Here is a 26,700-nt window from a genome sequence, read left to right on the forward strand (position 1 = left end):
CGTTATGTAAAATTGCTTCAGTTGTTTTATCCTCATATGTTATGAAAATTAATATTATTATTTGCATTAATAATGAATTAACGATAAGAAACGATGAAAATAGTAATAATTGATTAATGAGGGGCTTTTTTTTGATATATATCAAACGTCACCCTTTACTGATAACTAAAATTGATGAGACATAGTAATGTATTTAACTTCATCATTTTAGAGTCAGGTGGGATGCCTGTCTGAATACCCCCTGCAGGATGTGCGGGATTCTACTGAGCATCTATGAAACTCAATAAAAATTATATTTGTATGAGAGATAGATGGTGGGCGTTACCTCTCATCATACCATCTTTGCTGTTGCCTATATTGAGCACTGCCAATACCTATGCCCATATTAGTACTGGGACCGTAATTCTTTTCTACATGCCTTTGGCGTTGATGATTAGCCTGATGCTATTTTTTGGCTGGGCGGCATTGCCGGGAATTATCATTTCCATTATCTGCTACAAATATCCGCAGGTTGGGTTATTTGAAACGCTCTCAATAATTTCGCACTTTATTGTAACGATAGTGCTGAGTTGGGGAGGGTATAAAGTATTTGCACCCCGGCGGAACAACGTGTCTCACGGTGACTCCCACCTGATGTTTCAGCGCATGTTTTGGCAGGTCTTCTGCCCGGCGACGCTGTTTCTGATCCTCTTCCAGTTTGCCGCGTTTGTGGGTGTTTATGAGAGTAAATCCGGCATGGTGGGGGTTATGCCCTTTAATACTGGCACGTTGATCAACTATCAGGCTATGCTGGTCGGGAATCTGATTGGGGTTCCTTTGTGCTACTTTATTATTCGCACGATCCGCAACCCTTTGCATGTCAGAGGCTATTTTTCTCAATTAAAGCAGCAGTTTGATACCAAAGTTACCAAAACTGAGGTTGCGGTCTGGCTGATTATATTGGCTGTACTTATGGCATTGCTGTGTATGCCGTTAAATGAACAAAGCTCAATATTCAGCACAAATTATACTCTGTCGTTGTTGCTACCAGTCATGCTCTGGGGAGCAATGCGTTACGGTTACAGATTTATTTCGCTGATATGGTCTGTCGTACTTATTACCGCAATTCATTATTACCAGCGCTATATGCCCTGGTATTCTGGCTACGATACCCAGCTTGCCATTACCTCATCGAGCTATCTTGTTTTCTCCTTCATCGTGAACTTCATTGCCGTACTGGCAACGCGCCAACGCTTTGTTACCCGGCGCAACCATCGTCTGGCATTCTTTGATCCGATGGTGCATCTGCCAAATTTGCGCGCATTGAACCGGGATTTGAAAAAAACGCCATGGTCAGTGCTCTGCTTTTTGCGTGTTCCGGGCATGGAGCTACTGGTAAAAAATTACGGCATTATGCTGCGTATCCAGTACAAGCAAAAACTCTCACAGTGGATAACGCCACTGTTGGCACAGGATGAGCATGTCTATCAGTTATCGGGTAATGACTTAGTTTTGCGTTTTAACACTGAGTCGTATCAGGAGCGCATTGAAGCCCTGGACAGGCATATCAAGCAGTTCCGTTTTATTTGGGATGGCATGCCATTACAGCCGCAGGTGGGGATCAGTTTTTGCTATGTCCGTTCTCCTGTTAACCATATCTATCTGTTACTGGGAGAGTTAAGCACCATTGCCGAGCTTTCTCTGGCGACGAATTCACCAGAGAACTTGCAGCGCCGAGGCGTCATGCACTTGCAACGTGACCTGAAAGATAAGGTTGCGATGATGAATCGTCTACAGCTGGCGTTGGAGCACAATCGTTTTTTCCTGATGGCGCAGCCGATTTTTGGCGTACGCGGCGACGTTTATCATGAAATCCTGCTGCGCCTTGAGGGAGATGACGGTGAAACCATCCCGCCTGATTGCTTCTTGCCGGTCGCGCATGAGTTTGGCTTGTCATCCAGCATCGATATGTGGGTGATTGAAAATACGCTGAAGTTTATGGCACAGAATCGGGAAAAAATGCCCGCCCGTCGGTTTGCCATTAACTTGTCACCCACGTCGATATGTCGCGCCCGACTTCCGCATGACATCAAGCAGCTACTGGTTAAGTACAAGGTTGAAGCGTGGCAGTTGATTTTTGAAGTCACGGAAAGCAACGCCTTAACCAATGCGGAACAGGCACAGGCAACGTTACTGCAGCTGCAATCACTGGGCTGTCAGATTGCGATTGATGATTTTGGGACGGGTTACGCCAGCTATGCGCGGCTGAAGAATGTGAGTGCCGATATCCTGAAAATTGATGGCAGCTTTATTCGCAGTATCGTTTCGAATAGCCTCGACTACCAAATCGTGGCCTCTATTTGCCATCTGGCTCGGATGAAAAGAATGCTGGTGGTTGCGGAGTACGTCGAAAGTGAAGAAATACGCAGTGCGGTAATTTCGCTGGGGATTGACTACATGCAGGGGTACTTGATTGGTAAACCACAGCCATTGCATGAAACGCTGGAAGAACAGGCGCCAGACGCGCTGGCACCTGTTCTGAGTTTATGCGGCGATATCGGGTGAGGTTTCTTCTTCAATTTTGAGACGCCAGCCGGTTACGCCCTCCCAGTATTGCTGCTCTTTTTCCAGATCGAGCAGCACCAGCGCATTTTGGCTAAACCAGTCATGCGGGAAACGTAAGGTCCAGTGGTTGTCGTCGGTTATCAGAGTCAGGGTTGGCGGCGTGGTGGTCGCCTGACGCTGATTATTCAGCAGCACGCCCAGGCGTAACAGTTGAATTAACGGCAGAAACTGTTTTTTCTTGAACAGTGTAAAGCGGGGCAAGTCATCCAGTTTCACCGCTTTGCGATGATAACGAACTAATGTTGCCATCATCAGTTGTTGTTCCTGATTAAACCCCGGTAAATCGCTGTTTTGTAAGATATAAGCAGAGTGGCGATGTAAGCCGCTGTGGTTGATGTTCAGCCCAACCTCATGCAGCATCGCTGCCCAGCGCAGTAATGCTTCCAGTTGAGGATTGGCTAGTTTGGGCTGTTGCGTATGCCACTGGTCGTACATTTGCATCGTTGTTTCCAGTACGCGCCGGGCCTGTTCACTGTCAATGTTGTACTGGTTCGCCAGACTGCTGGCGGTACGGCTGCGAACGTCCTGATGGCGAAAACGTCCTTCCATCTCGTACAGTACGCCTTCGCGTAGTGCGCCATCAGAAAGGCGAAGTTCGCGGATAGCCAACGCGTCAAAAACGCCGCACAGAATCGCGAGTCCGGGTACAAACACTGCTTTTCGTTCTTCTGACAATCCTGGCAAGCTGAGCGCATCAAATGACGCATGCTTCAGCACTTCAGATGTCAGTTTGTCCAGGCGTTCGGGGGTGATAAAACCGTCTTTTTCACCCATCTCCAGCAGCACTTCGTGTGCCGCTTTAATTGTGCCTGACGCGCCCATTGCGACGTTCCAGCCCTGAATGCGAAACTGCCACGTTAAAGTTTCAAGCTTTTGCGCTGCCGCCATGCGGGCACGCTGGAAGTTTTCCCGGCTGATAACACCGCCCGGGAAATACATCTGGGCAAAACTGACGCAGCCCATACGGCGGCTTTCGACCAGCTTGGGTTCGAAATCTTCGCCGATCACCAGTTCTGTTGAGCCACCGCCGATATCGATAACCAGCTTGCGGCCTTTTTCCGGCTGAGTGTGCTCCACGCCCATAAAAATCAGTCGGGCTTCTTCGTTACCGGAGATAATCTCAATCGGGTAGGGGATGACTTTTTCCGCTCGCTTGAGAAAATCGGTCGCATTCAGCGCCTGACGCAAAGTATGGGTTCCCACGATGCATACGCTTGACGGGGGAAAGCCCTGCAGGCGTTCGGCGAACAGCGACAGGCAGCTTAATCCGCGTTCCATTGCCTCTTCGCTCAGCTTGTTATCTTCGCCGAGACCATCCGCCAGATGAACGCGCTGTTTCAGCCGCCCGATAATCTGCATTGCGCCATCTACCACGCGGGCAATGACCATATGGAAACTGTTTGAACCAAGGTCGACCGCAGCAAATTCCTGCGGTCGTGGAGTCTTGTCGTGTATTGGCATAGCGTTAGTCAGGTTGCTCGAGTGATTTGATGTAGTCGTAAATCGCCAATTGTGACTGAACTTTACGGCGGTTTCCGCGTGGTACGTAGCGATTACTGAGTTCTTTATCGATGAAGCGAGCCTTCACCGTGTCGCTGAACAGGATATCGATAATATCCAGCACGCGCTGCTTAAGGCGCGGGTCCAGCAGCGGAGTGGCGACCTCGATACGATAGTCGATATTGCGGGTCATCCAGTCTGCAGAGGAGAGGTATACCTGCTTATCGCCACCGTTTTCGAAAATATAAACCCGGTCGTGTTCAAGGTAGCGATCAACGATGCTGATAACACGAATATTGTCGCTAATGCCTTCCAGGTTCGGGATCAGAGAGCACATACCGCGAATCAACAAATTAACCGGTACGCCTGAGCTTGAGGCTGCATAGAGACGATCAACCAGACCTTTATCGACCAGGTTGTTCAGTTTTAGCGTGATACCGGAAGGCTGGCCTTGCTGCGCATTGGCGATCTCTTTGTCGATCATCGCGTACAGCAGACGGCGTGAGTTCTGCGGAGAAACCAGCAGATAATCGAACGTCACCGGACGATACGGGTTTTCGATGAAGTTGAACACCCGACGAACCTCGTTGGTGATGCGTGAATCAGCGGTAAGCAACGAGTAGTCGGTGTACAGGCGCGCCGTTTTTTCGTTGAAGTTGCCCGTCCCGATATGCGCATAGCGCACGACTTCATCACCTTCTTTACGCGAGATAAGGAACAGTTTGGCGTGAATTTTCAGACCCGGCGCGGAGAAGATGACGTGAACGCCCGCTTCGGTCAGACGCTTGGCCCAATGAATGTTGGCTTCTTCATCAAAGCGCGCCTGTAATTCCACTACCACGGTGACTTTTTTACTGTTATGCGCGGCATGGATCATCGCGTCGATGATGCGCGAGTCTTTCGCCACACGGTAGATGTTGATCTTTATTGCCAGTACGCTCGGGTCGAAAGACGCCTGGCGCAACAGTTCAAGAACGTGCTCAAAGGTGTGGTACGGGTAATACAGCAGCACATCGCGCTCGCGGATTGCATCAAATCCGTTACGGAATTTCTCATTGTCGAACCAGATGTGGCGCAGACGCGGCAGCGGCTTATTCACCAGGTTGGCTTTGCCAACGTTGGGGAAGTTAATAAAGTCTTTGAAGTTATGGTAACGGCCGCCGGGAACAATCGAGTCGTAGCGAGAAATCGTCAGTTTTTCACGTAGCACCTCGACCAACGCATTGGGCATGTCGCGCTGATAGACGAAACGCACAGGCTCTGCGGTCAGACGCTGTTTCAGGCTGGAGGACATCAGCTCCATCAGGCTCGATTCCATCTCGTGCACCAAATCGTATTCGGCGTCACGGGTCATTTTCATCGAATAGGCGTTAAGTGCGTCGTAATCAAAGAACCCTTTGAAAATATCGTCAAGGCAATAACGTAAAATGTTGTCCAACAGGATCATCGGTTTGCGACGACGCGGGGTTTCCGGCGGCAGATTCACAAAACGGGGAACCTTGTCAGAAGGGATTTCCAGCAGCGCGTAGCGGATTGTATCGCCGCGGATAATCTCTACCGCCAGATAGGTGTAGTCATCTTTCAAAAACTGGACTAAATCCGTCTCGCGGTTAATCAGGATCGGCGTGATGTGCTGGCGAAGATATTGCTTGAAGTAATGACGCAACCAGCTCTGCTGATTGGCCGATAGCTGGCGTTCATTGATTAAGAAAATCTGATTGCGCGCCATCTCCAGCAGCAACTCGTTGTACAGACCGTCAAATTCCTGATCGGCTTTTAATACGCGGGCCTGGATTTTGCCTAACAGATGGCGGGAGTGAGAGTTTGAACCCTGTTCTTCGCTAATAATGATTCGGCGCTTCAGTTCGGCAAAACGAACCTTATAAAACTCGTCGAGGTTATTGGAATAGATGCCTAAGAAACGCATCCGTTCGATCAACGGGTTTGACTTATCAGCAGCTTCCTGGAGTACACGTTCGTTGAACGCTAACCAACTGAGTTCTTTCTCGATGTATAGCTTTTCCTGACCCATTACCACTTTTACTCCGTTTCATTCACGGGACACTACCGATTTATTATGGCGAGCATTGCTCTCAGATGTCCAACTGTGCCAGAAAAATATGACAATAAACCGTCTGATAGCAAAGAGAAAGGGGGAGCGTAGATGAATACCGGTGGTATTAACCGGAAAAGGTAGTTATGCCTGTAAGCCGGATGGTGACATGCGGCTTACAGGTTGAATTTTATTATTCGTCGGCGGCGTAGCCTTGTGGCGGTAGGCGGATGCCATCCAGCCATGCGGCGTTATCACGCATTTTCAGGCGACCATCAATAAACCAGCTTACCACCAGTGGGTAAATGGTATGTTCCTGAGCCTGAACCCGCGCCGTGACATCATCTTCGCTGTCGCCTTCAAATACCGGAACCTTGGCCTGGAGAATAACCGGTCCGCCGTCCAGTTCATCAGTGACGAAGTGGACGGAGGTACCATGCTCTTCATCGCCGTTTTCCAGTACCTGGCGGTGCGTATGCAGGCCGGGATACTTTGGCAATAAAGACGGGTGGATATTCAGCAATCGTTCAGAATAGTGCGCGACAAACGCCGGGCTGAGGATGCGCATATAACCGGCCAGCACCACGACATCCGGCGCCCAGGCGTCAATTTCTTGCATCAGTTGGCGGTCGAAGGCTTCGCGACTGGCAAACTGGGCGGCTTCCAGCGAGTGTGCCGGAATATTCGCTTCGCGTGCGCGCTCAAGGCCGAACGCATCGGCCTTGTTACTGAATACTGCACGTATGGTGCCATTGATTTTTTTCTGTTCACAGGCGTCTATTATCGCCTGCAAATTGCTTCCGTTACCGGAAATGAGCACCACAATGTTTTTCATTCAATGACCACACGCTGTTCGGAATCAGAAGCTTTGATGATACCGATTTTCCATGCGTTTTCACCTTTCTCATTGAGCAAAGCCAGGGCTTTGTCCACTTCCGGAGCTGGCAGGGCGATAACCATACCTACGCCGCAGTTAAAGGTGCGATACATCTCATGCTGGCTGACGTTACCCGCCGTTTGCAGCCAGTTGAAGACGGCTGGCCACTGCCAGGAAGACTCGTCGATCACGGCCTGCGTGTTGTCTGGCAGAACGCGTGGAATATTTTCCCAGAAGCCGCCGCCGGTCAGGTGGGCAATGGCGTGCACATCAACCTTCTCGATCAGTTCCAGAATGGATTTTACGTAAATGCGGGTCGGAGCCAGCAAGTGGTCGGCCAGCGATTTACCTTCAAGCTCGGTGGTTTCCGGGTCACAACCGCTGACTTCAACGATTTTACGCACCAGAGAGTAACCGTTGGAGTGCGGACCGCTGGAGCCGAGCGCAATCAGTACGTCGCCGTCAGCCACTTTAGAACCGTCGATAATCTCTGATTTTTCGACGACGCCAACACAGAAACCTGCCACGTCGTAATCTTCGCCGTGGTACATCCCCGGCATTTCAGCTGTTTCCCCACCGACCAGCGCACAGCCAGACTGCAGGCAGCCTTCGGCAATCCCGTTAATGACGCTGGCTGCGGTGTCCACATCCAGTTTGCCGGTTGCATAGTAGTCGAGGAAGAACAGCGGCTCAGCGCCCTGAACCACGAGGTCGTTGACGCACATTGCGACGAGGTCAATGCCGATAGTGTCGTGGCGTTTCAGATCCATCGCCAGACGCAGTTTTGTACCAACGCCATCAGTGCCGGAAACCAGTACCGGTTCACGATATTTTTGCGGCAATGCGCACAGCGCACCGAAGCCACCCAGACCACCCATAACTTCCGGACGACGCGTTTTCTTTACTACGCCTTTGATTCGATCAACCAGAGCATTACCTGCATCAATATCAACACCGGCATCTTTGTAGCTAAGAGAGGTTTTATCGGTCACTGCCTGCTTCCCCACATGTTTACTTGCAGTAAAAGTTAAATTCGGCGCAATTCTAACAGGGAAAGCAAACGTTTGCGAGCCTGCTCTGCATCAAGTTTTATCTGCTGGTTTTTTCAGCATTTTACAATCATTTATCTATTTGTTTGAACTGCGCCACGAAAATGAAACCGGGTACAGCCTTGTGCTTGAAACCTGCCGGCCGAATGCACAGTATCGTACTGAAACCGGTTTCTGTTTTTTGTTGCGGGCCTCATTTGGAGCGTTTTGCGCAGACTCATCACGATAGGGGAAGGGGATGTCAGGATTTAAAGCAGATTTCATGTGGGGTGGCGCTGTCGCCGCTCATCAACTGGAAGGTGGCTGGCAGGAGGGCGGTAAAGGAATTAGCGTTGCCGATGTCATGACGGCGGGGGCGCATGGTGTGGCGCGTGAAATTACTGACGGTGTGATTGCCGGTAAAAATTACCCTAACCACGATGCCATCGATTTTTATCATCGCTATAAAGACGATATCAAGCTGTTTGCCGAAATGGGGTTTAAATGTTTTCGCACTTCTATTGCCTGGACGCGGATTTTCCCTTTAGGTGACGAAGCGCAACCCAATGAAGCTGGCCTGCAGTTCTATGATGATCTGTTCGACGAATGTCTGAAATATGGCATTGAACCGGTGATTACGTTGTCGCACTTCGAGATGCCCTACCATCTGGTGACGGAATATGGCGGCTGGCGCAACCGTAAGCTTATCGACTTTTTTGTCCGTTTTGCCCGGGTGGTTTTCACTCGTTACCAGCACAAAGTGAAGTACTGGATGACGTTTAATGAGATTAACAATCAGGCAAATTATCACGAAGACTTCGCGCCCTTTACTAACTCTGGCCTGAAATACCAGCCCGGCGAAGACCGCGAGCCGGTCATGTACCAGGCGGCGCACTACGAGCTGGTGGCAAGCGCGCTGTCGGTGAAGGTCGCGCGTGAAATTAACCCGGCGCTGCAAATTGGCTGCATGATTGCGATGTGCCCAATTTATCCGCTGACCTGTGCGCCGAACGACATGATGATGGCGATGAATGCTATGCACCGGCGTTACTGGTTTACTGACGTCCATGTGCGCGGCAAATACCCGCAGCATCTTCTCAATTACTTTGCCCGTCGTGGCTTTGAACTGGATATCACCGAGGAAGACCGTCAGGCGCTGACCGAGGGCTGCGTTGATTACATCGGCTTTAGCTATTATATGTCTTTCGCGACCCAGGCAACGGCGGACAACCCACAGCTGGATTACGACGAGTCGAAAAGCCTGGTTTCTAACCCGTACGTGCAGAAGTCGGACTGGGGCTGGCAGATTGATCCCGTCGGTCTGCGCTATTCGCTGAACTGGTTCTGGGATCATTATCAGTTGCCGTTATTTATTGTAGAAAACGGCTTTGGGGCGATTGACGTGCAGCAGGCCGACGGCTCGGTGGATGATTCCTATCGTATTGACTATATGGCCGCACATATCCGCGAAATGAAAAAAGCGGTGGTGGAAGATGGTGTGGATCTGATGGGCTATACCCCGTGGGGCTGTATTGATTTAGTCTCGGCCGGGACGGGGGAGATGAAAAAACGCTACGGCTTTATCTATGTTGATAAAAATAATGACGGGAGTGGAACATTAGCACGCTCGCCGAAGAAATCTTTTTCATGGTATCAAAACGTCATCCAGAGTAATGCTGAAAATCTATAAAATTCATAGCATTGATAACAACCCCCGCACTTATTGTGGGGGTTGTTTTATACTCATCATCCAGACGCAAACGATTTTGGTTGATCCATATCAAGCGTATGCAGTGTTGCGCCAGAGACGAAAAGCGGTATAATCCGGCGATTTTTTTTGTGGTTGCCACTCGTCTGAGGAAAGGAGAAGAGTATGAAGATCGTGGAAGTCAAACACCCACTCGTCAAACACAAGCTGGGACTGATGCGTGAAAACGACATCAGCACTAAACGCTTTCGTGAACTCGCCTCGGAAGTTGGCAGCCTGCTGACTTATGAAGCAACCGCCGGTCTGGAAACCGAAAAGGTGACCATTGAAGGCTGGAACGGTCCGGTTGAAGTTGACCAAATCAAAGGTAAAAAAATCACCGTTGTGCCAATCCTGCGTGCGGGCCTGGGCATGATGGAAGGCGTTCTGGAAAACGTTCCGAGCGCGCGTATCAGCGTGGTTGGTATGTACCGTAATGAAGAGACGCTGGAGCCGGTTCCGTACTTCCAGAAGCTGGTTTCTAACATTGATGAGCGCATGGCGCTGATCGTTGACCCAATGCTGGCAACCGGCGGTTCCGTTATCGCTACCATCGACCTGCTGAAAAAAGCAGGCTGCAGCAGCATTAAAGTCCTGGTGCTGGTTGCAGCGCCGGAAGGTATCGCGGCGCTGGAAAAAGCGCACCCGGATGTTGAGCTGTACACTGCTTCCATCGATCAGGGACTGAACGAGCACGGATACATTATTCCGGGGCTCGGCGATGCCGGCGATAAGATTTTTGGTACCAAGTAAACGAATAAGTGAAAAGAAGCCGACTTTAAGAGTCGGCTTTTTTTTGAATAAAACAACCCAATCGCTAATAACAAACAACACTCAGAGGAAAACACTATGACGCGCCGTGCTATCGGGGTGAGTGAAAGACCGCCGCTTTTACAGACAATCCCGCTTAGTTTACAGCACCTGTTCGCCATGTTTGGCGCAACGGTACTGGTGCCAGTCCTGTTTCATATCAACCCAGCTACCGTTCTGCTGTTTAACGGTATTGGTACTTTACTGTATCTCTTTATTTGTAAAGGTAAAATTCCGGCTTACCTCGGTTCAAGCTTTGCGTTCATTTCCCCGGTTCTGCTGCTGCTGCCGCTAGGGTATGAAGTGGCGCTGGGCGGTTTCATTATGTGTGGCATCCTGTTCTGCCTGGTTTCGTTCATCGTTAAGAAAGCCGGTACTGGCTGGCTGGATGTAATGTTCCCGCCTGCGGCGATGGGCGCAATCGTTGCCGTGATCGGTCTGGAGCTGGCGGGTGTCGCTGCGGGTATGGCGGGATTGCTGCCTGCGGAAGGACAAGCGCCAGACTCAACAACCATCATCATCTCAATGGTGACGCTGGCTGTGACGGTATTTGGTTCCGTGCTGTTCCGTGGCTTTATGGCGATTATCCCGATTTTGATTGGGGTGCTGGCCGGGTACGCGCTCTCCTTCGTGATGGGCGTCGTGGACACCACGCCGATAGCGCAGGCTCACTGGTTTGCTCTGCCGACGTTCTATACGCCGCGCTTTGAATGGGTCGCTATTCTGACCATTCTGCCTGCGGCGCTGGTTGTTATTGCTGAACACGTCGGCCACCTGGTGGTAACGGCGAATATCGTGAAAAAAGATTTGATTCGCGATCCTGGCCTGCATCGTTCTATGTTTGCTAACGGCCTGTCGACGGTGATCTCCGGCTTCTTCGGTTCTACGCCGAACACCACGTACGGCGAAAACATCGGCGTCATGGCGATTACCCGCGTTTACAGTACCTGGGTTATTGGCGGTGCGGCGATTTTCGCCATTCTGCTCTCCTGCGTGGGTAAACTGGCTGCGGCGATCCAAATTATTCCACTGCCGGTCATGGGCGGTGTCTCTCTGCTGTTGTACGGCGTGATTGGCGCTTCCGGTATTCGCGTGCTGATCGAGTCAAAAGTTGACTACAACAAAGCACAGAATCTGATCCTGACCTCGGTCATTTTGATCATCGGCGTCAGCGGCGCGAAAGTTCACATCGGTGCTGCTGAGCTGAAAGGCATGGCGCTGGCGACTATTGTGGGTGTCTGTCTGAGCCTGATTTTCAAAGTTATCAGCCTGCTGCGTCCAGAAGAAGTGGTGCTCGACGCCAAAGATGCCGACACTGAACAACAGTAAACCTTTGACCGGGCGGCGATGCTGCCCGGTTCTATCGCGACGCATTTCTGTGTTAAACTCAACGCGATTTTATGAAATCCTGGGTTGAGGTATCTCTGAACACACCGGCACAGCTCTCTTTGCCACTTTATCTTCCTGACGACGAAACTTTCGCAAGTTTCTGGCCGGGGGATAACTCCTCTTTACTGGCTGCACTGCAAAACGTGCTGCGTCAGGAACATAGCGGGTATATTTATCTCTGGTCGCGTGAAGGCGCTGGCCGTAGTCATTTGCTGCATGCAGCCTGTGCGGAACTGTCCGCGCGCGGCGATGCGGTAGGCTACGTGCCGCTCGACAAACGCACCTGGTTCGTCCCCGAGGTGCTCGACGGGATGGAGCATTTATCGCTGGTATGCATCGATAACATCGAATGTGTGGCTGGTGATTCACTGTGGGAAATGGCGATCTTTGATCTCTACAACCGTATCCTGGAGTCGGGGAAAACACGCCTGCTGATCACCGGCGATCGTCCACCAAGACAGTTGAATCTGGGATTGCCAGATCTCGCTTCGCGTCTGGACTGGGGGCAAATCTACAAGCTGCAACCACTTTCCGATGAAGATAAGCTGCAGGCGTTGCAATTACGCGCCAGACTTCGCGGATTTGAACTGCCGGAAGATGTGGGCCGCTTTCTGCTTAAGCGTCTGGATCGGGAAATGCGTACGCTGTTTATGACGTTGGATCAGCTTGATCACGCATCGATCACCGCCCAGCGTAAGCTGACCATTCCGTTCGTAAAAGAAATTCTGAAGCTGTAAGCGCCGCAGCCAAATGACTGCGGCAGGTTTCGGTTAACCGACGATTTCCAGTACCTGCTCCGGCGGGCGTCCAATTCGAGCCTGACCTTTGGCAACTACGATCGGGCGCTCCATCAGTTTCGGGTTTTCCACCATTGCCTGAATCAGCGCATCTTCACTCAGATTTTTGTCCGCCAGGTTAAGCGATTTATAGAGATCCTCTTTCTGGCGCATCAGCTCACGCGCGCTGGACATACCCAGCATCTGCAGAAGTTCACGCAGGGTCGCGGCGTCAGCCGGGGTTTCCACATACAGCACCACTTCCGGGTCCACGCCATTGGACTTCAGTAATTCCAGCGTTTCACGGCTCTTGGAGCAGCGTGGGTTATGGTAGATTTTAATCGCGTCTGACATGACTTCTCCTTGCATAACAATACTGCCGGATGGCGGCCAAAAGACCTTATCCGGCCTACATATCGCGTCTGACGTAGGCCGGATAAGACGCTACAGCGTCGCCATCCGGCAAGGGTTCGATAATTACATCTTCGTGTAGGGTTTAAAGCGTTCTTGCAGCTGGCGTAGCTGGTCGATACGGGCATCGTATCTGGCCTGCTGCTGGCTACCCAGTTTCACCTGAGAGCTTGCGCTGCTGAGCATCGAAATCGCCTGATCCAGACGTCCGGCGAGGGCATACCCCTCCGCCCGCGCCGCCAGCTCCTGATCGCGGTTGTTCAGGTTGGCTTCCGTTTGCGCTAACAGATCCCAGCCGTTAGGGTCGTCCTTATGGTTAAACGTATAGCGATTCAGGATGGTTGCCGCCTCTTTGGCTTGTCCGCCCTGTAGATACGCATTCGCCAGGTTGAGCTGCAGTACCGGGTTAGTGCGCAGGTCGCGGGCGTTTTTCAGGCGGTTAATGGCATCACTGGTTTTCTTCTGGCCGAGATCGATATCCGTTGCCAGGTCGAGATACCAGGCATTGTTCGCGTCTGCAGCCAGCAGCGGTTGCAGCGCTTTACGCGCCTCGTCATATTTGCTGGCTTCCATCGCCTGCAATGCCCGGCCATATTGTGCCGCACGTTGCTCACGTACGTTGCCTTTCGACCAGTTACTCAGCAGGTCATCGGTCAACTGGTTACGACCAGAGTTGTACATGCCCAAGGTTCGTGCCTTAGCCAGATAAAAATCTTCTGACGACTGGACGACCACCGGACGCATCTGGTTGGCGCGGTTACGGGCATCCGACAGGCGGCTTTCAGGCAGGGGGTGAGTCAGCAAAATTTCCGGCGGACGCGAAGAGTAACGGGCCTGATCGAGCAGTTTTTCGAGGAACGTCGGCATGGCCTGGGGATCGAATCCCGAGCGTTGCAGCACCTGAATACCGATGCGGTCTGCTTCCTGTTCATTTTGTTGCGTAAAACTAATCATCCCCTGACGTGTACCCGCCAGCGTACCGGTCAGCGCCGCCATACCCGCCTGCGGGCTAGCCATCGCTAATAAAATTGAACCTAGCGCACCTACCCACGTTAGCGGCGCACTGCGTTTCTGATCTTCCATTGCACGCGCCAGGTGACGTTGTGTGACGTGGGAAATTTCGTGTGCCATAACCGATGCTAACTGGCTTTCGTTGTCGGAATAGCGGAACAGCGCGGAGTGCAAGACAACGTTGCCGCCAAAGAAAGCAAAGGCGTTGATTTCATCGTTGTTGATCAAAAAGAATGTGAAGGGTGTTTTTACCGAGTCGGCGTGCGAGACCAGACGCATCCCCAGCGCATTAATGTATTGGGTGAGCAATGGATCATTAATTAATGGCGCACTGCCGCGCAGTTGGCGTACGTAATAATCGCCCATCTGCATTTCCTGTCCTATGGAAAGCGTACTGCCTGCCGACGTTCCCATATCAGGCAGGGTGTCCGCAGTATCAGCAAATGCGGGCGCAACCTGACCGATAGTCAGTGCGGCAATGAGGGTAGCAACCAGGTTTTTTTTCAACTGCCTGAACATAACCTCTGTCCTGTATTCTTTTTTGAGATAGCCATTTGACCTATGCTGTGAAGTATCGTTCACACTCCGCAAGCTTACGGAGTGTAACTGCGAAACCTGACGATGAACACCCAGGAAAAATGTCTTTTCACTTTGCGTAATCAGCCATAAAAAGCGAAGTCTTTTTTGTGACATTTCGATACAATTCGGGATCGCAATCCCGCTATTGGGTTCATGGAAGGGTTTTATGCTCGAAATGTTGATGCAATGGTATCGTCGCCGCTTTAGCGACCCCGAAGCCATCGCCCTGCTGATTATTCTTGTTGCCGGTTTTGGCATCCTGTTCTTTTTTAGCGGTCTTCTGGCGCCGCTACTGGTCGCCATAGTGCTGGCGTACCTGCTTGAATGGCCGACTGTGCGGCTGGAACATATTGGGTGTTCACGGCGTTGGGCGACATCGATTGTGCTGGTGGTGTTTGTCGGTATTTTGCTGCTGATGGCCTTTGTGGTGATGCCCGTTGCGTGGCAGCAGGGTATTTACCTGATCCGCGACATGCCCGGTATGCTTAATAAATTGTCTGATTTTGCCGCCACCTTACCTCGGCGTTATCCGGCGCTGATGGATGCGGGCATCATTGATGCGATGGCGGAAAATATGCGCTCGCGAATGCTCACCATGGGTGATTCGGTGGTGAAATATTCGTTAGCCTCACTGGTTGGATTGCTGACCCTGGCGGTCTATCTGGTTCTCGTCCCGTTGATGGTGTTCTTCCTGATCAAAGATAAAGGACAGATGCTGAACGCCGTGCGCCGGGTGCTGCCGCGTAATCGTGGGCTGGCGGGGCAGGTGTGGAAAGAGATGAACCAGCAAATCACCAACTATATTCGCGGAAAGGTGCTGGAAATGGTGGTGGTCGGCGTGGCGACCTGGCTCGGCTTCCTGCTGTTTGGTCTCAACTATTCGCTGCTGCTGGCGGTGCTGGTAGGGTTCTCTGTGCTGATCCCGTATATCGGCGCTTTTGTGGTGACGATTCCGGTGGTCGGCGTGGCGCTGTTTCAGTTCGGGCTTGGCACTGAGTTCTGGAGCTGTTTTGCCGTGTACCTGATTATCCAGGCGCTGGACGGCAATCTGCTGGTTCCCGTGCTGTTCTCCGAGGCGGTCAATCTGCATCCATTGGTGATTATTCTCTCCGTGGTGATTTTCGGCGGTCTGTGGGGATTCTGGGGCGTATTCTTTGCGATCCCTCTGGCGACGTTAATCAAAGCGGTAATGCACGCCTGGCCGGATGGTCAGGTCGTTGACGAACCCTAATCTGCAAGATCCGGCGATATCATGTCGCCGGATCCGAACTTGTCTGACCTCTATCCACACTTTCTGAATAATCTCTTCTGCTGTCGTTTTTCTCCGCATTTGTCTTTAACTTGACCTGCGTGATGTCTTTCTGTCACGCAAGGAATAAGACCAACAGGAGAACAAAATGGGTCACAACACACACACGCAGCAAAAGGTGGGATGGGGCGGTTATCTCGCTTTTTTTATTACGATTATCCTTTTTTCCGGCATGTTTGCGAAAAGTACCGAATGGTGGCGGGTCTTTGACTTCACCGTCCTCAACGGCGCGTTTGGGCAGATTAATGCCGCAGGCGATACGGCGGTCTCTTTTCGCGGCTCTGGAGGGATGGGAGCCAAAGATGGCTTCTTATTCGCGCTTGAGCTGGCACCTTCCGTCATTCTTTCACTCGGGATTATTTCCGTCACCGAAGGGTTAGGTGGTTTACGTGCGGCACAACAGCTGATGACGCCGGTCCTGCGCCCGTTACTCGGTATTCCGGGAGTTTGTTCGCTGGCGCTAATTGCGAATTTGCAAAATACCGATGCCGCGGCCGGGATGACCAAAGAGATGGCGGAAGAGGGTATTATTACTGAACAGGAGCGTGCCATTTTTGCCTGCTGGCAAACCAGCGGCAGCGCGTGTATTACCAACTATTTTTCCTCTGGCGCTGCGCTGTTTACGGTGGTTACCGTTCCGGTGATTACGCCGCTGGCGGTGATCCTTGTCTTCAAATTTGTGGGTGCGAACCTGCTGCGTTTGTGGATTGCGCAGTTGGAAAATCGCCGTCTGCAGCAGGAGGTCTGAGATGACAACGCAGGTACGTAAAAACGTCATGGATATGTTTATCGATGGCGCGCGGCGCGGGTTTACAATTGCTACAACCAGCCTGTTACCTAACGTGGTGATGGCTTTTGTGATTATTCAGGCGCTGAAGGTGACGGGATTGCTCGAGATTGTCGGGCGGGTGTGCGAACCGGTGATGGCGTTGTGGGGGCTACCGGGGGAATCTGCCACCGTGCTGCTGGCGGCGGTGATGAGTATGGGAGGCGGCGTCGGCGTTTGTGCCAGTCTGGTTGTTGCTGGTACGCTTTCGGGACATGATGCGACTGTATTGCTACCGGCAATCTACCTGATGGGCAATCCGGTGCAAAATGTGGGACGCTGCCTGGGAACTGCGGGGGTCCATCCCCGTTACTACCCGCTGATTATTGCGGTATGCGTCATTAATGCACTGCTCTCTATTTGGGTTATGCAGGTAATTGCCTGACAAGGAAGGTTATGAACTGTTCAATTCTTAATTTGACGTTGTTCCAGCAGGGACACGTGTACGCACTGGAAGATTTAGGGCGACAGGATATACTGGTCTCCGGCAGTAAAATTGTTGCCATCGCCCCGTCAATTTCTCCTGAAGACTTTCCCGGTTGCGAGTGTATCAATCTTGACGGCGCGATTGTGTGCCCAGGATTTATCGATCAACACGTCCATCTGATTGGCGGAGGCGGGGAAGCAGGACCGCATACCCGCACGCCGGAAGTACGCTTGTCACGCCTGGTTGAAGCTGGTGTAACTTCGGTGGTGGGTTTGCTGGGTACCGATGGCATTACCCGTCATCCGGAATCGCTGCTGGCAAAAACCCGCGCGCTGGAGTTTGAAGGCATCAGCGCATGGATGCTTACTGGGGCGTATTCTCTGCCTTCCCCGACGATAACCGGCAGCATCGATCGTGACGTGGCGCTGATCGATAAAATCATTGGCGTGAAATGTGCGATTTCGGACCATCGTTCCTCAGCCCCAGATACCTCGGTGCTGGCAAACATGGCAGCGCAGTCGCGCGTCGGTGGATTGTTAGGACGCAAACCGGGGATCAGTGTATTCCATATGGGCGATAGCCCGCGCATGCTGGAACCATTGTACCAGATCCTCAACTGCTGCGATGTGCCGATTACTAAACTGTTGCCGACACACGTTAACCGTGCGGAACCGTTGTTCCAGGCGGCGCTGGAGTATGCCCGTAAAGGCGGTTATATCGACATTACCAGCAGCATTGATGAGCCCGTCGACCCCGCCACGGCTATCGCCACGGCGCTGCGGCAGAACGTGCCACTGTCGCGCATTACGCTTAGCTCGGATGGCAACGGCAGCCAGCCGGAATTTGATGAGTTAGGTAATCTCATAGGTATCGGTGTCGCGGGGTTTGAATCACTGGCTGAAACGGTGCGCCAGTTGGTGAAAGTTCATGCCATACCGCTGGAACAGGCGCTCTGTCCGCTGACGCGTACGGTCGCAGAATTTTTGGGGCTCGAACATAAGGGGCGCCTGGCGGTGGGATGCGATGCGGACATTCTGGTGCTTAACGATGCGTTGGAGGTTAATCACCTTTGGGCGAAGGGAAAAGCCGTGGTCAGAGAGAAGAAAGCCTGCGTAAAAGGGACGTTTGAATAAACGTTTATGCGGATGTCAGCCTGAAAAAGTACAGATTCACGTTTATGCCGGGTGGCGGCTACGCCTCACCCGGCCTACAAGTTTCGCAATATTAATAAGCTGCGTAGGCCTGATAAGCGAAGCGCCATCAGGCTTTTTCCAGCAAAACGTAAATCAGGCGTTCTCTTTCAGCCAGTTAAGTACCACGTCGTGGTGATTGCTGGTTTTGAAGTCATCGAACACGTGCTCAATTTTGCCTTCGGCATCAATCAGGAAGCTGATGCGGTGGATGCCATCGTAGGTTTTGCCCATAAATGACTTCTCACCCCAGACGCCGAACTGCTCGCAAACCTGATGATCTTCATCGGACAGGAGCGTGAAATTCAGGACTTCTTTCTCCGCGAATCGGGAAAGCTTCTCTGGTTTGTCGGTGCTGATCCCCAGCACTTCAACACCAGCTTTTTTTAACTCATCCATGTTATCGCGCAAGCCGCAGGCCTGTACGGTACAGCCGGGTGTCATGGCTTTCGGGTAAAAATAAACCAGAACACGCTGTCCCTGGAAGTCGGTTAAATTTACTTGTTCTCCGTCTTGATCCGGCAAGCTAAATTTCGGTGCGATATCACCGGCTTTCAGTGGGTTCATTACTTAACTCCATCCTGTTCATCATGCTGTGAGTAATTGACGACGTTAATACTGCCTTGCGCATTGAGTTCTGTACAGAGTGCTTTAAACGCATCTTCAATATTTGCCGAATCATGTGACGCAGGACTATGTGCGGTAATTTGAATAAACAACTGCGCCGCCTTTCCATTCTCAGCCGGTTGCGTGCGTGAAACCAGTTCCGCAATATTCATTTGGTGGCTGTCAAACAGTGCGGTGAAGCGTTCAATCAAATGGGGAGAATCAGGGACATCGACCTGCACCCATACCGTAGCAGGCATCGCCGGACGAGGGCGCGCGGTCGTGCGCTTCATCACAATGAGTAAATCCAGCTCTGCGCCTTTTAATGGCAGGGTTGATTCAATCAGGGTGATGGCATTCCAGGTGCCCGACAGCAACATGATAAACGTGAACTCATCACCCAGCATGGCCAGTCGGCTGTCTTCGATATTACAGCCGCAACTGCTGACATGACGTGTGATGGTGTTCACAATTCCTGGGCGGTCGGCACCCAGCGCAGTAATGACCAGATAGTGTTGCGATGACGATGTCAAACCTGTTCTTCCTTTGAGCGGTGAGGTAATCATAAGGAAAGCATAAAAAAAACATGCATACAACAATCAGAACGGCTCTGGTCGCTTGCTTTTATTGTCGTACCAAACGTACCATTGAGACACTTGTTTGCACAGAGGATGGCCCATGTTCACGGGAAGTATTGTCGCGCTTGTTACGCCGATGGATGAGAAAGGTAAAGTCTGCCGGTCGAGCCTGAAAAAACTGATTGATTATCATGTCGCCAGCGGCACCTCGGCGATCGTTTCTGTTGGCACCACCGGTGAGTCCGCCACCCTGAGTCATGATGAACATGGCGATGTGGTGATGATGACGCTGGAGCTGGCTGACGGGCGTATTCCGGTTATTGCCGGAACCGGCGCCAATGCGACCGCGGAAGCCATTAGTCTGACGCAGCGTTTCAACGACAGCGGTGTTGTTGGCTGCCTGACGGTGACGCCTTACTACAACCGCCCAACCCAGGAAGGTTTGTTCCAGCATTTCAAAGCCATCGCTGAGCATACTGACCTGCCGCAAATTCTGTATAATGTGCCGTCCCGTACTGGCTGCGATATGCTGCCGGAAACCGTTGGTCGTCTGGCGAAAGTTAAAAATATTATCGCTATTAAAGAGGCCACGGGGAACTTAAGTCGCGTTCACCAGATCAAAGAGCTGGTTTCGGACGACTTTATTCTGCTCAGCGGTGATGACGCGACCGGACTGGATTTTATGCAGCTCGGTGGTCATGGCGTGATTTCTGTAACGTCTAACGTTGCGGCACGTGATATGGCTGAAATGTGCAAACTGGCGGCAGCTGGGCAATTTGCCGAGGCGCGGGTGATTAACCAGCGTCTGATGCCGTTACACAACAAACTATTTGTCGAACCCAATCCTATTCCCGTGAAATGGGCGTGTAAGGAATTGGGACTTGTGGCGACCGATACGCTACGTCTGCCGATGACGCCAATCACGGACAATGCTCGTGAAATCGTCAAAGCGGCACTTAAGCATGCCGGTTTGCTGTAAAGTTTAGGGAGATTTGATGGCTTACTCAGTACAAAAGTCGCGCCTGGCCAAGGTTGCGGGTGTTTCGCTTGTTATGTTGCTCGCGGCCTGTAGCTCTGACTCGCGCTATAAGCGCCAGGTGAGCGGTGATGAATCCTATCTGGAGGCCGCACCGCTTGCTGAGCTTCATGCTCCAGCTGGGATGATTTTGCCGGTTATGTCGGGCGACTATAATATCCCGGTAACTAACGGCAGTGGTGCCGTGGGTAAAGCGCTGGATATTCGTCCACCGGCTCAGCCGTTAGCGTTAGTCACTGGCGCTCGCACGCAAATCGCAGGCGATACCTCAACGTTGCTGGTGGAAAATGGTCGTGGCAACACGCTGTGGCCGCAGGTCGTGAGCGTCATTCAGTCTAAAAACTACACGATCACCAAACGTGATGATGCCAGCCAGACGCTGACCACCGACTGGGTTGACTGGAACCGTCTGGATGAAGACGAGCAGTACCGTGGACGTTATCAAATCTCGGTTAAACCGCAGGGCTATCAGCAAGCGGTAACGGTGAAACTGATTAACCTCGAGCAGGCGGGTAAACCCGTAGCCGATGCGGCATCAATGCAGCGTTACAGCGCTGAGATGATGAACGTTATCTCTGCTGGTCTGGATAAGAACGCCACCGACGCCGCGAATGCCGCGCAGAACCGCTCTGCAGCCACCATGGATGTTCAGAGCGCAGCCGATGACACCGGTTTACCAATGCTGGTGGTACGCGGGCCGTTCAACGTGGTGTGGCAGCGTTTGCCAGCAGCGCTTGAGAAAGTGGGGATGAAGGTAACCGACAGCACCCGTTCTCAGGGTAGCATCGCGGTGACCTACAAACCTCTGTCTGATAGCAGCTGGCAGGAGCTGGGCGCAAGTGACCCAGGTCTGGTATCCGGCGACTATAAACTGCAGGTTGGTGATTTAGACAACCGCAGTAGCTTGCAGTTTATCGATCCGAAGGGGCATACCCTGACGCAAAACCAGAACGACGCGCTGGTCGCTGTCTTCCAGGCAGCGTTCAGTAAGTAAAAATAAAGGGCTGGATAACTCCAGCCCTTTTTTTCTGATATGATACGCAAACGTGTGCGTCGGCAGAAAAACGCAATATTTATCGTTAATTCACACCCAGGAGTAATAAAGATGCAAAAGCAAGCTGAGTTGTATCGTGGTAAAGCGAAGACCGTATACAGCACGGAAAACCCGGACCTGTTGGTGCTCGAATTCCGCAATGATACGTCAGCAGGGGATGGCGCGCGCATTGAACAGTTTGACCGTAAAGGCATGGTGAACAACAAATTCAACCATTTCATTATGACTAAACTGCAAGAAGCGGGTATTCCTACCCAGATGGAGCGACTGCTTTCTGATACCGAATGTCTGGTGAAAAAGCTGGATATGGTACCGGTTGAATGTGTGGTACGTAACCGCGCAGCAGGCTCTCTGGTTAAGCGTTTAGGCGTTGAGGAAGGTATTGAACTGAATCCGCCGCTGTTTGATCTGTTCCTGAAAAACGATGCTATGCACGATCCAATGATTAACGATTCCTATTGCGAAACTTTTGGTTGGGTGAGCAAAGAGAATCTGGCACGTATGAAAGAGCTGACCTACAAAGCTAACGACGTGCTGAAAAAGATGTTTGATGATGCTGGTCTGATTCTGGTCGACTTCAAACTTGAGTTTGGTTTGTATAAAGGTGAAGTAGTCCTGGGTGATGAATTCTCACCGGACGGTAGCCGCCTGTGGGACAAAGAAACGCTGGATAAAATGGACAAAGATCGCTTCCGCCAGAGTCTGGGCGGCCTGATCGAAGCCTATGAAGCCGTCGCGCATCGCCTGGGTGTGAAGTTAGACTAATCTTCCCCTGAGCCGGCGATCGCTCTCCGGCTCATTAACCCCACCTGATTTGATTACTATTTCTTATGGTAATCCTGTTCCGAACCGCCTACGATCATCATCATAATGAATAAAAAGTTGAGGTGATTATGCGCTGGCAAGGGCGTCGTGAAAGTGACAACGTGGAAGACAGACGAAACAGCTCTGGCGGCGGCCCCTCTATGGGTGGGCCTGGTTTTCGTCTGCCCAGTGGTAAAGGCGGTATCATCCTGCTGATTGTGGTGCTGGTGGCGGGTTATTATGGCGTGGATCTTACCGGATTAATGACCGGCCAGCCGGTCTCCCAACAACAATCATCACGCTCCATCAACCCAAACGATGATGAAGCGGCAAAATTTACCTCGGTGATTCTGGCTACAACAGAAGATACCTGGGGACAGCAGTTTGAAAAAATGGGCCGCACCTATCAACAGCCAAAGCTGGTCATGTACCGGGGCGCGACGCGCACCGGCTGCGGCGCGGGCCAGTCCGTGATGGGGCCGTTTTATTGTCCGGCAGATGGTACGGTATATATCGACCTTTCATTCTATGATGACATGAAAAACAAGCTGGGCGCTGATGGTGATTTTGCGCAGGGCTATGTTATCGCCCATGAAGTGGGTCACCACGTGCAGAAACTGCTGGGTATTGAACCGAAGGTTCGCCAGATGCAGCAGAACGCCTCACAAGCTGAGGTGAACCGTCTTTCCGTTCGTATGGAACTGCAGGCGGACTGCTTTGCCGGTGTCTGGGGCCACAGCATGCAGCAGCAAGGCGTGCTGGAGTCTGGTGACCTGGAAGAGGCACTAAACGCCGCACAGGCCATTGGTGACGATCGTCTGCAACAGCAGGGGCAAGGACGCGTCGTACCGGACAGCTTTACTCACGGAACCTCTGAACAGCGTTTTACCTGGTTCAAACGCGGTTTTGATAGCGGCGATCCGGGACAATGTAATACTTTTGGTAAAGGTATTTAAGATACAGAGGCAGGGATGTCCGATAACACGGCGCTGAGGGCGTTAACCGAACAGATGGCTCGTGAGGGGATCCGTCGCTTGCTGATTATCAGCGGCGAGGAGAACTGGTGTCAGGGGCAGGCGTTAGCGCTACGCGACATATTACCCGGCGACTGGTTGTGGGTAGGGGCGAATGCCCCGGCTGAACCGAACTGTACGCCACAGGCGCTGCAAACGTTACTGGGGCGCGAGTTTCGTCATGCAGTCTTCGACGCCGGGCAGGGATTTGACGCTGCGGCGTTTGCCGCCTTAAGCGGTACACTGCTTGCCGGCAGTTGGCTGGTTTTGCTGACCCCACCCTGGCATTCCTGGCACACGCATCCGGACGTGGATTCACTACGCTGGAGCGATTGTGCTGAGCCCATTCCCACACCGCACTTTGTTGAGCACGTCAAACGGGTGATTTCCCTCGATAGACAGGCTCTGCACTGGCAGCAGCATCAGCCGGTTTCCTGTCCGCACTTTCCTGCTCGCGCAGCCTGGCTTGCGGCAACTGGCGAACCCCAACCAGAACAGGCGATGATATTAAATCATTTGCTGGCTATGCCTCCCGGTGTGGTTGCGGTGACGGCCGCACGGGGTCGGGGCAAATCCGCTCTGGCAGGGCAACTCATAGCGCGGATTAACGGCACTGCGATTGTGACCGCACCTGCCAAAGCTGCAACGGATGTGCTGGCACAATTTGCCGCAGAGCGTTACCGCTTTATGGCGCCGGATGCACTATTAAGCAGTTCTGAAACCGCAGACTGGCTGATTGTGGATGAAGCCGCCGCGATCCCCGCGCCGCTGCTACACCAACTGGTGGCGCGTTTTCCTCGTACGCTGTTAACCACTACAGTACAAGGCTACGAGGGAACGGGTAGAGGCTTCTTGCTGAAATTCTGCGCCCGCTTCCCTAATCTTCGACGCTATGAGTTGCAACAACCCGTGCGCTGGGCGCAGGGATGTCCGCTGGAGCAAATTGTCAGCGATGCGCTGGTGTTTGATGATGAAACGTTCACGCATGCCCCATTGGGGGAGCTTCACTTCTCGGCATTTGAGCAACAGTCCTGGGGTGCTGGCCCGGCGCTGCCGTTAGCGGTATACCAGTTGCTCTCCGGAGCGCATTATCGCACCTCGCCATTAGACCTGCGGCGAATGATGGACGCGCCTGGTCAGCATTTTCTTCAGGCATCAACCGCTGACTCAGTGGCGGGTGCTGTCTGGCTGGTCGATGAAGGGGGACTATCCGCAGAATTAAGCCAGGCCGTCTGGGCCGGATATCGTCGACCGAGGGGGAATTTGGTTGCGCAGTCGCTGGCGGCGCACGGTGGTGACCCGTTGGCGGCGACGCTCGTCGGGAGACGAGTCAGTCGAATTGCGGTTCATCCTGCGCGCCAAAGAGAAGGTATTGGGCAACAGCTGATTGTGCTGGCCCACCACTATTCCACATCGTGTGACTATCTGTCGGTCAGTTTTGGGTATACGGCTGAACTATGGCGTTTCTGGCAGCGCTGCGGTTTTGTGCTGGTGAGAGTGGGAAATCACCGGGAAGCCAGCAGCGGCTGTTATACCGCCATGGCGTTGCTGCCGATCAGCGAAGCGGGAAAGCGCCTTGCCGAGCGGGAGCACCAGCATTTGCGGCGTGACGCGGAAATCCTTGCGCGATGGAACGATGAGAGCATTCCGCTGGTCCCGCTGAAAGAGACTACGCTTAATGAGGATGACTGGGCTGAGCTGGCTGGGTTTGCCTTCGCGCATCGGCCATTATTGACGTCACTAGGCTGTCTGAGTCGTCTGCTTGAGCACAGTGAATTACCTCTTCCGGCATTGCGTGGACGTATACAGGCTAAACGCAGCGACGCCGAATTGTGCCAACAGCTGAAGATCTCAGGTCGTAAAGCGCTGCTGGTCGTTCAGCGCGCCGAAGTGGCACAAGCGTTAAATCAGCTGGATGCTGAACGTGAACAGCGGCTACATAATCGCATTATGCAATGGCAATTTTTTCACTAACATCTTCAATTTCCTGGCATGGTCATTGCGGTTAAGCGGCGTAGAATGATTCTCATCAGTTAAGGAGATCGCCATGAAACATGACCATTTTGTTGTTCAAAGTCCCGATAAACCCGCTCAACAGCTACTGCTGCTGTTTCATGGCGTCGGCGATAACCCGGTTGCCATGGGGGAAATTGGCTCCTGGTTTGCGCCGCTGTTTCCGGATGCGTTAATCGTCAGCATTGGCGGGGCAGAGCCTTACGGTACGACTTCCGGACGTCAGTGGTTTTCGGTACAGGGCGTAACGGAAGAGAACCGCCAGGCGCGTATCGACGCGATTATGCCGGTGTTTATCGAAACCGTGCGCTACTGGCAGAAACAAAGCGGCGTTTCACCGCAGGCCACTGCGCTGATTGGTTTTTCTCAGGGTTCGATTATGTCGCTTGAGAGCATCAAAGCCGAGCCGGGGCTGGCGTCGCGGGTCATTGCCTTCAATGGTCGCTATGCCACCTTACCGGAGGTTGCAACTACCGCAACGACGGTGCATTTGATTCACGGTGGTGAAGACCGGGTGATAGAGCTCTCCCATGCCGTTGCCGCGCAGGAGGCATTAATTGCTGCGGGTGGGGATGTGACGCTGGATATCGTCGAAAACCTGGGGCACGCCATTGATGAACGCAGCATGCAGTTTGCGCTCGATCATCTGCGTTTTACCGTACCGAAGCACTATTTTGATGAAGCGCTGAGCGGTGGTAAGCCTCACGATGATGATGTGATTGAGATGATCTGATTGATAACCGTAGGCCGGATAAAACGCGAAGCGTTGCCATCCGGCACTTAACGCCCGGTGGCGCTAACGCTTACCGGGCCTACGTGACTTATCGGCCTGGAAATTATTTCTTCGGTTGATCCTTGTTCGGCCAATCGTCGTCGTCATCCCATTTATCGTTAAAGTCACGATGCGGGGGAAGCTCCGGTTTGTTGGCCAGATATTTCTTTGGATCGACGCGCTTGAGATCTTTGATAACGTTAAGCAGCACGCCTACCAGAAACACCAACACCAGAATCCACCAATATTTTGCTAGCCAGTCCATGTATTTTCCCTCTTGCAGGAAC

At 52.3% G+C, this 26,700-nt stretch carries 24 protein-coding genes; 15 read left to right on the forward strand and 9 right to left on the reverse strand.

Annotated elements, in window-relative coordinates; all coding sequences use genetic code 11:
- Window positions 1–273: 273 nt before the first annotated feature.
- Window positions 274–2,544: a sensor domain-containing phosphodiesterase gene (locus tag OGX66_RS12910; RefSeq protein WP_049014902.1), complete on the forward strand. Its 2,271-nt coding sequence runs from the start codon at window positions 274–276 to the stop codon at window positions 2,542–2,544.
- On the opposite strand, the gene ppx is transcribed toward OGX66_RS12910, so the two are convergent.
- The 4 genes from ppx to purM all read right to left on the reverse strand — a co-directional run bounded on the left by ppx (window position 2,524) and on the right by purM (window position 8,026).
- Window positions 2,524–4,065: an exopolyphosphatase gene (gene ppx, locus OGX66_RS12915; protein WP_003037914.1), complete on the reverse strand. Its 1,542-nt coding sequence runs from the start codon at window positions 4,063–4,065 to the stop codon at window positions 2,524–2,526. The two genes, OGX66_RS12910 and ppx, sit on opposite strands and share 21 nt — an antisense overlap.
- Before the next feature lie 4 nt (window positions 4,066–4,069).
- Complete coding sequence (gene ppk1 / locus OGX66_RS12920; protein ID WP_003037917.1) at window positions 4,070–6,136, reverse strand: polyphosphate kinase 1; 2,067 nt, start codon at window positions 6,134–6,136, stop codon at window positions 4,070–4,072.
- 214 nt (window positions 6,137–6,350) lie between these two features.
- Window positions 6,351–6,992, reverse strand: coding sequence for a phosphoribosylglycinamide formyltransferase (gene purN, locus OGX66_RS12925; protein ID WP_003838482.1), 642 nt, complete (start codon window positions 6,990–6,992; stop codon window positions 6,351–6,353).
- Window positions 6,989–8,026: a phosphoribosylformylglycinamidine cyclo-ligase gene (purM, locus tag OGX66_RS12930; RefSeq protein WP_003838485.1), complete on the reverse strand. Its 1,038-nt coding sequence runs from the start codon at window positions 8,024–8,026 to the stop codon at window positions 6,989–6,991. The genes purN and purM overlap by 4 nt, the downstream gene beginning before the upstream one ends.
- Window positions 8,027–8,321: 295 nt before the next feature.
- Between purM and OGX66_RS12935 the strand changes: the two genes are divergently transcribed.
- The 4 genes from OGX66_RS12935 to OGX66_RS12950 all read left to right on the forward strand — a co-directional run bounded on the left by OGX66_RS12935 (window position 8,322) and on the right by OGX66_RS12950 (window position 12,745).
- Entirely contained in the window at window positions 8,322–9,752 is a 1,431-nt protein-coding gene (locus OGX66_RS12935) for a 6-phospho-beta-glucosidase (RefSeq protein WP_088903187.1), read from the forward strand.
- Window positions 9,753–9,935: 183 nt separating this feature from the next.
- A complete protein-coding gene (upp, locus tag OGX66_RS12940) occupies window positions 9,936–10,562 on the forward strand; it encodes a uracil phosphoribosyltransferase (protein WP_003037929.1) in 627 nt (208 codons plus the stop codon).
- A gap of 96 nt (window positions 10,563–10,658) precedes the next feature.
- The gene (gene uraA / locus OGX66_RS12945; protein WP_003037932.1) at window positions 10,659–11,948 is read left to right on the forward strand and encodes a uracil permease; all 1,290 of its coding nucleotides are present in this window, start codon (window positions 10,659–10,661) and stop codon (window positions 11,946–11,948) included.
- A 95-nt stretch (window positions 11,949–12,043) separates the two neighbouring features.
- On the forward strand, window positions 12,044–12,745 hold the full coding sequence (locus tag OGX66_RS12950) for a DnaA inactivator Hda (RefSeq protein ID WP_211924219.1): 702 nt from the start codon (window positions 12,044–12,046) through the stop codon (window positions 12,743–12,745).
- A 33-nt stretch (window positions 12,746–12,778) separates the two neighbouring features.
- On the opposite strand, the gene arsC is transcribed toward OGX66_RS12950, so the two are convergent.
- Both arsC and bepA read right to left on the reverse strand, forming a co-directional pair.
- Entirely contained in the window at window positions 12,779–13,138 is a 360-nt protein-coding gene (gene arsC / locus OGX66_RS12955; RefSeq protein WP_286511627.1) for an arsenate reductase (glutaredoxin), read from the reverse strand.
- A 123-nt stretch (window positions 13,139–13,261) separates the two neighbouring features.
- Window positions 13,262–14,725: a beta-barrel assembly-enhancing protease gene (gene bepA, locus OGX66_RS12960; RefSeq protein WP_003037939.1), complete on the reverse strand. Its 1,464-nt coding sequence runs from the start codon at window positions 14,723–14,725 to the stop codon at window positions 13,262–13,264.
- Window positions 14,726–14,951: 226 nt separating this feature from the next.
- On the opposite strand from bepA, the gene OGX66_RS12965 reads away from it, so the two are divergent.
- The 4 genes from OGX66_RS12965 to iadA all read left to right on the forward strand — a co-directional run bounded on the left by OGX66_RS12965 (window position 14,952) and on the right by iadA (window position 18,480).
- A complete protein-coding gene (locus OGX66_RS12965; RefSeq protein WP_003037941.1) occupies window positions 14,952–16,016 on the forward strand; it encodes an AI-2E family transporter in 1,065 nt (354 codons plus the stop codon).
- Between the two features lie 166 nt (window positions 16,017–16,182).
- Window positions 16,183–16,842 carry a nucleoside recognition domain-containing protein gene (locus OGX66_RS12970; protein WP_003847228.1) on the forward strand — a complete coding sequence of 220 codons (660 nt, stop codon included), beginning with the start codon at window positions 16,183–16,185 and terminating at the stop codon, window positions 16,840–16,842.
- Window position 16,843: 1 nt separating this feature from the next.
- The gene (locus tag OGX66_RS12975) at window positions 16,844–17,305 is read left to right on the forward strand and encodes a YjiG family protein (protein ID WP_003037948.1); all 462 of its coding nucleotides are present in this window, start codon (window positions 16,844–16,846) and stop codon (window positions 17,303–17,305) included.
- An 11-nt stretch (window positions 17,306–17,316) separates the two neighbouring features.
- Window positions 17,317–18,480 carry a beta-aspartyl-peptidase gene (gene iadA / locus OGX66_RS12980; RefSeq protein WP_286511629.1) on the forward strand — a complete coding sequence of 388 codons (1,164 nt, stop codon included), beginning with the start codon at window positions 17,317–17,319 and terminating at the stop codon, window positions 18,478–18,480.
- 153 nt (window positions 18,481–18,633) lie between these two features.
- Here iadA and bcp read toward each other — a convergent pair whose 3' ends face one another.
- Together bcp and OGX66_RS12990 are read right to left on the reverse strand one after the other, a co-directional pair.
- Window positions 18,634–19,104: a thioredoxin-dependent thiol peroxidase gene (gene bcp, locus OGX66_RS12985; RefSeq protein ID WP_003037951.1), complete on the reverse strand. Its 471-nt coding sequence runs from the start codon at window positions 19,102–19,104 to the stop codon at window positions 18,634–18,636.
- On the reverse strand, window positions 19,104–19,676 hold the full coding sequence (locus tag OGX66_RS12990) for a glycine cleavage system transcriptional repressor (RefSeq protein WP_003037954.1): 573 nt from the start codon (window positions 19,674–19,676) through the stop codon (window positions 19,104–19,106). The genes bcp and OGX66_RS12990 overlap by 1 nt, the downstream gene beginning before the upstream one ends.
- A 145-nt stretch (window positions 19,677–19,821) precedes the next feature.
- Here OGX66_RS12990 and dapA point away from each other — a divergent pair, with 145 nt between their 5' ends.
- From dapA to ypfH, 6 genes are all read left to right on the forward strand, one after another.
- The gene (dapA, locus tag OGX66_RS12995) at window positions 19,822–20,700 is read left to right on the forward strand and encodes a 4-hydroxy-tetrahydrodipicolinate synthase (protein ID WP_003037957.1); all 879 of its coding nucleotides are present in this window, start codon (window positions 19,822–19,824) and stop codon (window positions 20,698–20,700) included.
- A 16-nt stretch (window positions 20,701–20,716) separates the two neighbouring features.
- The gene (gene bamC, locus OGX66_RS13000; protein WP_088903188.1) at window positions 20,717–21,751 is read left to right on the forward strand and encodes an outer membrane protein assembly factor BamC; all 1,035 of its coding nucleotides are present in this window, start codon (window positions 20,717–20,719) and stop codon (window positions 21,749–21,751) included.
- 111 nt (window positions 21,752–21,862) lie between these two features.
- A complete protein-coding gene (gene purC, locus OGX66_RS13005) occupies window positions 21,863–22,576 on the forward strand; it encodes a phosphoribosylaminoimidazolesuccinocarboxamide synthase (protein WP_003037964.1) in 714 nt (237 codons plus the stop codon).
- 128 nt (window positions 22,577–22,704) lie between these two features.
- Window positions 22,705–23,571, forward strand: coding sequence for a KPN_02809 family neutral zinc metallopeptidase (gene ypfJ / locus OGX66_RS13010; protein WP_003838501.1), 867 nt, complete (start codon window positions 22,705–22,707; stop codon window positions 23,569–23,571).
- 15 nt (window positions 23,572–23,586) lie between these two features.
- Window positions 23,587–25,602, forward strand: a complete 2,016-nt coding sequence (locus OGX66_RS13015; RefSeq protein WP_088903189.1) for a tRNA(Met) cytidine acetyltransferase TmcA — start codon at window positions 23,587–23,589, stop codon at window positions 25,600–25,602.
- 73 nt (window positions 25,603–25,675) lie between these two features.
- On the forward strand, window positions 25,676–26,374 hold the full coding sequence (ypfH, locus tag OGX66_RS13020; RefSeq protein WP_003037972.1) for an esterase: 699 nt from the start codon (window positions 25,676–25,678) through the stop codon (window positions 26,372–26,374).
- A 103-nt stretch (window positions 26,375–26,477) separates the two neighbouring features.
- On the opposite strand, the gene OGX66_RS13025 is transcribed toward ypfH, so the two are convergent.
- Window positions 26,478–26,678, reverse strand: coding sequence for a membrane protein (locus tag OGX66_RS13025; RefSeq protein WP_003037974.1), 201 nt, complete (start codon window positions 26,676–26,678; stop codon window positions 26,478–26,480).
- Between the last annotated feature and the right edge of the window lie 22 nt (window positions 26,679–26,700).

This window comes from Citrobacter sp. Cf072 (genome assembly GCF_030334485.1).
Classification (GTDB): Bacteria; Pseudomonadota; Gammaproteobacteria; order Enterobacterales; family Enterobacteriaceae; genus Citrobacter; species Citrobacter freundii.